At 56.6% G+C, this 1,394-nt stretch carries 1 rRNA gene; it reads left to right on the forward strand.

Going from position 1 to position 1,394, the window contains the following annotated elements:
* Positions 1 to 1,392, forward strand: a 23S ribosomal RNA gene (locus ACWEMJ_RS34140); the annotation flags it as partial.
* Between the last annotated feature and the right edge of the window lie 2 nt (positions 1,393 to 1,394).

Below are 1,394 nucleotides of genomic sequence, written 5' to 3' on the forward strand. Positions count from 1 at the left end.
CTGAGACCTGATGCCGAGCCGATTGTGGTGAAGTGGATGATCCTATGCTGTCGAGAAAAGCCTCTAGCGAGTTTCATGGCGGCCCGTACCCCAAACCGACTCAGGTGGTCAGGTAGAGAATACCGAGGCGTTCGGGTGAACTGTGGTTAAGGAACTCGGCAAAATGCCCCCGTAACTTCGGGAGAAGGGGGGCCATTGCTGGTGATGGGACGTGCTCCCTGAGCTGGTGGTGGCCGCAGAGACCAGCGAGAAGCGACTGTTTACTAAAAACACAGGTCCGTGCGAAGCCGTAAGGCGATGTATACGGACTGACGCCTGCCCGGTGCTGGAACGTTAAGGGGACCGGTTAGTCCGACTTCGGTCGGGCGAAGCTGAGAACTTAAGCGCCAGTAAACGGCGGTGGTAACTATAACCATCCTAAGGTAGCGAAATTCCTTGTCGGGTAAGTTCCGACCTGCACGAATGGCGTAACGACTTCTCGACTGTCTCAACCACAGGCCCGGTGAAATTGCATTACGAGTAAAGATGCTCGTTTCGCGCAGCAGGACGGAAAGACCCCGGGACCTTTACTATAGCTTGATATTGGTGTTCGGTTCGGCTTGTGTAGGATAGGTGGGAGACTTTGAAGCCGTGACGCCAGTCATGGTGGAGTCGCCGTTGAAATACCACTCTGGTCGTGCTGGATGTCTAACCTGGGTCCGTGATCCGGATCAGGGACAGTGTCTGGTGGGTAGTTTAACTGGGGCGGTTGCCTCCTAAAGGGTAACGGAGGCGCCCAAAGGTTCCCTCAGCCTGGTTGGCAATCAGGTGTTGAGTGTAAGTGCACAAGGGAGCTTGACTGTGAGACTGACGGGTCGAGCAGGTACGAAAGTAGGGACTAGTGATCCGGCGGTGGCTTGTGGAAGCGCCGTCGCTCAACGGATAAAAGGTACCCCGGGGATAACAGGCTGATCTTCCCCAAGAGTCCATATCGACGGGATGGTTTGGCACCTCGATGTCGGCTCGTCGCATCCTGGGGCTGGAGTAGGTCCCAAGGGTTGGGCTGTTCGCCCATTAAAGCGGTACGCGAGCTGGGTTTAGAACGTCGTGAGACAGTTCGGTCCCTATCCGCTGTGCGCGTAGGAGTGTTGAGAAGGGCTGTCCCTAGTACGAGAGGACCGGGACGGACGAACCTCTGGTGTGCCAGTTGTCCTGCCAAGGGCATGGCTGGTTGGCTACGTTCGGGAGGGATAACCGCTGAAAGCATCTAAGCGGGAAGCCTGCTTCGAGATGAGCACTCCCACCTCCTTGAGAGGGTAAGGCTCCCAGTAGACGACTGGGTTGATAGGCCGGATATGGAAGCCCTGTGAGGGGTGGAGTTGACCGGTACTAATAGGCCGAGGGCTTGTCCTCAG

Source organism: Kitasatospora sp. NPDC004531 (assembly GCF_053602195.1).